The sequence below is a fragment of the Micromonospora sp. GCM10011541 genome (assembly GCF_042650725.1).
In the GTDB taxonomy this organism is placed as follows: domain Bacteria; phylum Actinomycetota; class Actinomycetes; order Mycobacteriales; family Micromonosporaceae; genus Micromonospora; species Micromonospora sicca.
The window spans coordinates 1-5,367 of record NZ_JBHSBP010000022.1 but is presented as its reverse complement, the minus strand read 5'-3'; the positions used below and the strand labels follow the sequence as shown (position 1 = coordinate 5,367).

Annotated in this window: 4 protein-coding genes; 3 read left to right on the top strand and 1 reads right to left on the bottom strand. The window is 63.9% G+C overall.

What is annotated here, in order from left to right; translation table 11 throughout:
* Positions 1–145: 145 nt before the first annotated feature.
* The gene (locus tag ACFOYX_RS09315; protein WP_322444117.1) at positions 146–1,765 is read right to left on the bottom strand and encodes a HEPN domain-containing protein; all 1,620 of its coding nucleotides are present in this window, start codon (positions 1,763–1,765) and stop codon (positions 146–148) included.
* A 551-nt stretch (positions 1,766–2,316) separates the two neighbouring features.
* Between ACFOYX_RS09315 and ACFOYX_RS09310 the strand changes: the two genes are divergently transcribed.
* The 3 genes from ACFOYX_RS09310 (at position 2,317) to ACFOYX_RS09300 (ending at position 5,115) form a co-directional block, all read left to right on the top strand.
* A complete protein-coding gene (locus ACFOYX_RS09310; RefSeq protein ID WP_377533878.1) occupies positions 2,317–2,640 on the top strand; it encodes an integrase core domain-containing protein in 324 nt (107 codons plus the stop codon).
* 30 nt (positions 2,641–2,670) lie between these two features.
* Positions 2,671–3,765: a hypothetical protein gene (locus ACFOYX_RS09305; protein WP_322444118.1), complete on the top strand. Its 1,095-nt coding sequence runs from the start codon at positions 2,671–2,673 to the stop codon at positions 3,763–3,765.
* Between the two features lie 588 nt (positions 3,766–4,353).
* Positions 4,354–5,115: a serine protease gene (locus ACFOYX_RS09300; protein ID WP_322444119.1), complete on the top strand. Its 762-nt coding sequence runs from the start codon at positions 4,354–4,356 to the stop codon at positions 5,113–5,115.
* Positions 5,116–5,367 lie beyond the last annotated feature (252 nt).

Below are 5,367 nucleotides of genomic sequence, written 5' to 3'. Positions count from 1 at the left end.
CACACCACCGCCAGCCCCCGAAACCTCGGCGACCACGTCCGCGCCGCGCTCAACCTCACACATTTCGAATACCGGTACCTACCGGATTCTTGTTGAGATCACCTCAGTGAATATCGCCGACTTCATCAAGGAGAGCCGCTCCAATTCAGTCGCCAGCGAAACCCAACATGACCCGCTTCGAGCGTTGTACCGAGTCCTTGAGGCTAAGCAGACCCGGGTAGGAGTACGCGGCCCGGAAGGCACGTAGTGCGATGTCCACGGCATCATCCCGCAACGACACCGCAGCGTCGGCGCGAGGTTCCTTCGCACCGTGAACGAGTTTGCTGCGCGTGTCATATAGCTTGACCAGACGTGCAAAGAGCACCTGTCGTGCCTCATCGTCGTCTGGTTCGAGCAGTTTCGCTAGCGAGCCGCAGACCTTGAAGCTGGTGTCGTTTGCCGCGCCGAACATGTTTTCCCAGCACATGACGGCGTCGATGAACCCGTCCAGCACATCGAGACGAACGGCAACAGCCGACAGGATTCGCCGCAACCCGATGTCGAGAGAAGCCGGATGCTGAGCGGCGACACTCTCTGACCACGATTTGATCATTTCTGCGGTGTCCTTCGATATTACTGCCTCTGGCGTGGGCAACGGACCGGTCGCGCCGAGCGGCAGCGTCGTGACCATAGTCAACGGGCTAAGCGCTACGCGTGACTCAGCGGCCGCCGCAGCTATCGTTCCCGGCTCTGACGCCAGTAGCATCGAGAAGCGCAATCTGCCGATGCCATCGTTTACCTGGGCAGTCGCGTTGGCAACCTGTTGCGAATACTTCGCCCACCACGACTTCGGATGGTCGTCCTGATCGTTCGGCCACCGGTAGGCGATCCGGACCAAGTTTTCCTGGCTGCTGGTGACCCATGCCAGAGACACATCCCGATGCTGCCGCGCCGAGGCCGGTCCGGGTGCGTGCAGCAGTGCGCGGCCTATTGCCCCTGGCACCTGTAGCGATCCCCAAGGCGTGTCGACAATGGTGTCCTGCGTGGAGAATGCGACGTTGGACAGGCCGACGATCACGGGGATCTCTGCGGTCTTTCCGGTCGCAAGTTCGCGCGCGATCCGAAGACCTTCCCGGGCATAACGGATGGCATCGTCGATGGTCGGCCGAGGGTCGAAGCTGGCTCGAAGCACCCCGAAGGCGACAAGTTGCCCAGCGACAATCCGCGGAAAGGCCGTGCCACCGCCAGCGCTTGCCCACCAGTGGTTGGCGATGATGCGATCAAGGGCGGCGGCGTCAATCTCGCCTGACTCTGGGGACACTGGGTCGACAAAGAGACGCCGCAGCGCAGCGTCCCGAAGCAGCGCCATGCCGAGCCGCTCGCCGGCGAACTCTATGGCGGCAGAGGTCAGTTCAACGCCGATCGAAAAGGAGTCTTGCGGTGGCGCAGCAAGCACCAGGGCCGGAAAGATCCGGGCGACGCACTCAATCAGGATCTGCTCAACTTCATCATCGCTGTCAAGATCAAGAACCGTCGCGCCGCACCTTGCTCTCAGCGCTGCGATGACCTCGTACGCGTGAGAGATCACGACGAAGGCTGCCCAACGACCCGGCAGCGGTGGTGTTTCGTGCATTGGGGCAGCGAGACGGGCAAGCTCCTCGACAGCCTCGTTCTGCTCGGGGGTCAACGCGTCCGCGGCCATCGGTGACGCTTCAGCATTGAGGACCCAGCGAACGAACTCGTTCCCGAACACTGATGCTGACAAGGCGAGGGCGGCCGTCGACATCGGCACAAGCTATCACCGAACTCGGCCGCAATATCTGGGCTAGTCTCGCGGATTCAATCTGGTCGGTACATGCACTCCGCCAGTTGCCCTACCCCGGCACAGGCCACACCCGCGCTGCCTGCTCCTGCCGCCGCCGACGCCAAAATCTGTCCCTGATCGACGGCCGATCCTTTCCCACTCGACATGGAGGCTCACCATGCACTGCGCATCCCGTGCAGACCCCCGCCGAGGTAGAGGCGGTGATCTGCGAACTACGCCGTAACCATCCCCGCTGGGGGGCCAGCGACGCCTGCACTACGAGCTGGGCCGCCACGGCTGCCCCGGCCTGGTGCCGTCGCTGAGCACCATCTACCGGGTGCTGGTCCGACGCGGGCTGATCAACCCGACACCCCGCCGTCGCCGACGGGAGGACTACCGGCGGGGGGAACGCGGCCGGCCAATGGAGCTGTGACAGATGGACATTGTCGGCGGCATCCAGCTCGCCGATGGCGGTGAGGCGAAGGTCGTCACCGGCGTCGACGACCACTCCCGGTTCTGTATCATCGCCGCCCGTGGTCCGCCGGGCCACTGGCCGGGCCGTGTATCTCGCCTTCGCCGAGGGCCTGCAACGGTTCGGGGTTCCCGAGGAGGTCTTGACGGACAACGGCAAGCAGTTCACCGCCCGGTTCGGCCGCGGCGGTGGTGGGGTCATGTTCGACCGGATCTGCCGGGAGAACGGCATCACCCACCGGCTGGCCAAGCCCCGCTCACCCACCATTACCGGCACGGTCGAGCGGTTCCACCAGACCCTGCAACGCGAACTCCTCGACGACGTCGAGGTCTGGGCGACCCCGGAGGAAGCCCAAGCCGCGATCGACGGGTTCCGGCACGAATAGAACATCGAACGACCCCACCAATCCCTCGGGATGGTGTTCCCAGCCGACCGGTTTACCGCCTGCCCCACCGACGAGCAGCTGCCGCCGTCGCTGGCCACCACCATTCCTGAGCCCCGCCGGCCGCTGGCAGCAACACCGACACCTGTACCCGCCGCCGAACAAACCACCACCACCTCAGCAGCATCGGTGGCCGCCGGGGACGACGTCGGCCTGGCCGTGGAGGTCACCCGTGTCGTTCCCGCCTCGGGCACCCTCACCGTCTGCGGACAACAGTTCTGGCTCAGCCCCACCCGAGCCGGACTGCCCATCACCCTGTGGGCCGACACCACCGTCGTCCACCTGCTCCTCAACGGCGTCCGACTCAAGACCCTGCCGTCCCAGCTCACCCCCGCCCACCTACGGCAACTCCTCGCCGACGACGGCACCCCCGCCCAACCACCACCGATCGCAACCGGACCCGTCCAGGCCGGCGCCCCGATCGAAGTCGACCGACTCGTCAACGCCACCGGCCTGATCAGCCTCGCTGGCCGGCAACACCCCGTCGGCTACCACTTCGCCGGACAACGGGTCACCGTCCGACTCGACCGCGGCCTCATGCAGATCACCGCCGACGGGGTCCTGCTCCGCAGCCTGCCCAACCCCCTCACCACCGCCGAGATCGCCAGCATCCGCGACGCCAGACCGGCTGGGCCACCGCCAACCCCAACACCCGAACCGGTGCGGGTCGAACGTCGGGTCCGCAGCCGCGGGGCCCTGCCGGTCAACGCATCCATGTGGGCATCGCCCACGCCGGAGCAGCCCTCGCTGTCGAAGCCGCCGACACCACCTTCCGCATCGATGACGGCGACCAACTCCTCACCGAGGTCCGTCGCACCACCAACAAGGACATCGCCAGGTTCAAAGGCCGCAAACCCGAGCCTCCGCGGGCACCTCGCGGCAGCATCACCCCGGGGGCGTCCATGGGGTGAGCCACCAAGGCTCTCCAGTGGTGTCGGCCGTGGCCGCACCAGACACGATCACGCTGGGGCCCTCCGCGAAATAGACCTCCAGATCACCTGCTTCGCTGACCCGAGCCCGCTCCACCGTCAGGTTGTTGAGGTCGAGCAACCTGCTCATATCTGCTGAAGCCGGCGAAGCCCCGCTCGGCCCAGGGGCAGTCCGAACCCGCCATGAACTGTCGAGGTAGAGCCGGGCTTCACACGGGGGCATGCCTCCAGGATCGGCGAAGGTGACGAACGGCCAAGCCTGCCGCTCCCCAACCTCCACAACCACGCAACCCGCAAGCTCAGCCTCATCCACGTCCCTGTCCACCCCAGCAGCGTCCCAGAACAAGTTTGCGACGAGAACAAGAGGCGGGTCAGCACCCGTAGTTCCAGAGGAATCACAAGATCGTCTAGCCGGACGTGTCACACAACATCTGGCACCGATCCGTCACCCATCAAGTAGAGCCCGACAACCTGGCTGGCAGTGTTGAGCAAAGCGCTCCGGTTGATGCGTCACACGTCGGCTCCGCATGATGGCTTACGCGGTCCCCGAGTCATGGCAACCGGCGCTGAACTGCGGTGATAGATGACGTGGTACAGCAACATCCGCTTCTGGCCACGAGATCGCGGCCAGACTTTGGGAGCATATTGCGCAAGTCGCCTTGAGCGACAGCTTCGATTGCGCTTCCGCCAGCTCGATGAGTAGCCTTGCTTGGTGACTGATCAACCTATGTGGCCGACACAGGCCAGCCTATACATCGAGCCAGTTTCTCCGGGAGGGGAGCCGCTCAGTGGCGCTACGGGCTTTGTCGTTACGAGGGCAGATGGAACCGACTTTCTATTAACCGCTCGTCACGTCCTAACTGGTCGTCACGACGAAACCAAGCAGATCATGCACTCCTCGGGCGCAACACCGGAAAAGGTTAGAATCTATCACTACGGAGCCTTGATGACGGTACCCGAGGTCATTACCCAAGACTTGTACGATGACGACGGTGATCAGGTCTTTATTGAGGATCCAAGCATGGTAGATGTGGAGACGGCCGACGTCGTGGCACTGCCTCTCTCACGACCGCGCTACGGAGCGATCGTACGCAGCTACGAACTCCCGCCCACCGCAGAGCCTCCCAGCGTAACTGCGCCCGTTTGGATCGTCGGCTACCCAGCGGGAAGCCGACGTGACGGTCACGAGCTGGCCGTATGGTCTCGTGGCTCGGTTGCTACTGATCCCGTGTCCACCTGGCACGGCGATCGCTTCCTCGTAGACAGTCGAACTCGCCCTGGGCAGTCGGGTGCGCCAGTTATCTCTTTTGTCTCGGCCCACTCATCTTTCAGCCCAGACGGACAGGTTCGTCACGATTTTGCTGACAGTTGGACCCTGCTTGGCCTCTATAGCGGTCGGCTCTATAACGGCAACAAAGAGTCTTCAGATCTCGGCAGCGTCTGGACCGTTAGCGCAATTCGCCGAATCCTTTACGGCGTCGACATCTGACGCGCCTAATTTGCATTCCGCTGGTTCCGCCGATTATGGCGACGTGCGAGGACGCAGTCAGGGCGTTAGCCTGCCCATCGACCGCGTCGATCAGCCGACACAGGGCGTTGACCTGCAGCCGAGACGCCTCGTCCAACGCCGCCCGGACAGCAGTTGCCGACCGCCGACACCGAACAGGTCGGACACCGGAATGACGTGATCTCAACAAGAATCCGGTAGGTATCGGTATTCGAAATGGGTGAGGTGGAGAGC

Excerpts from the sequence above, each read along its gene's own strand:
- ACFOYX_RS09300 (WP_322444119.1), top strand. The coding sequence starts at position 4,354 with ATGTGGCCGACACAGGCCAGCCTATACATCGAGCCAGTTTCTCCGGGA.
- ACFOYX_RS09315 (WP_322444117.1), bottom strand. The coding sequence starts at position 1,765 with ATGTCGACGGCCGCCCTCGCCTTGTCAGCATCAGTGTTCGGGAACGAG.
- ACFOYX_RS09305 (WP_322444118.1), top strand. The coding sequence starts at position 2,671 with ATGGTGTTCCCAGCCGACCGGTTTACCGCCTGCCCCACCGACGAGCAG.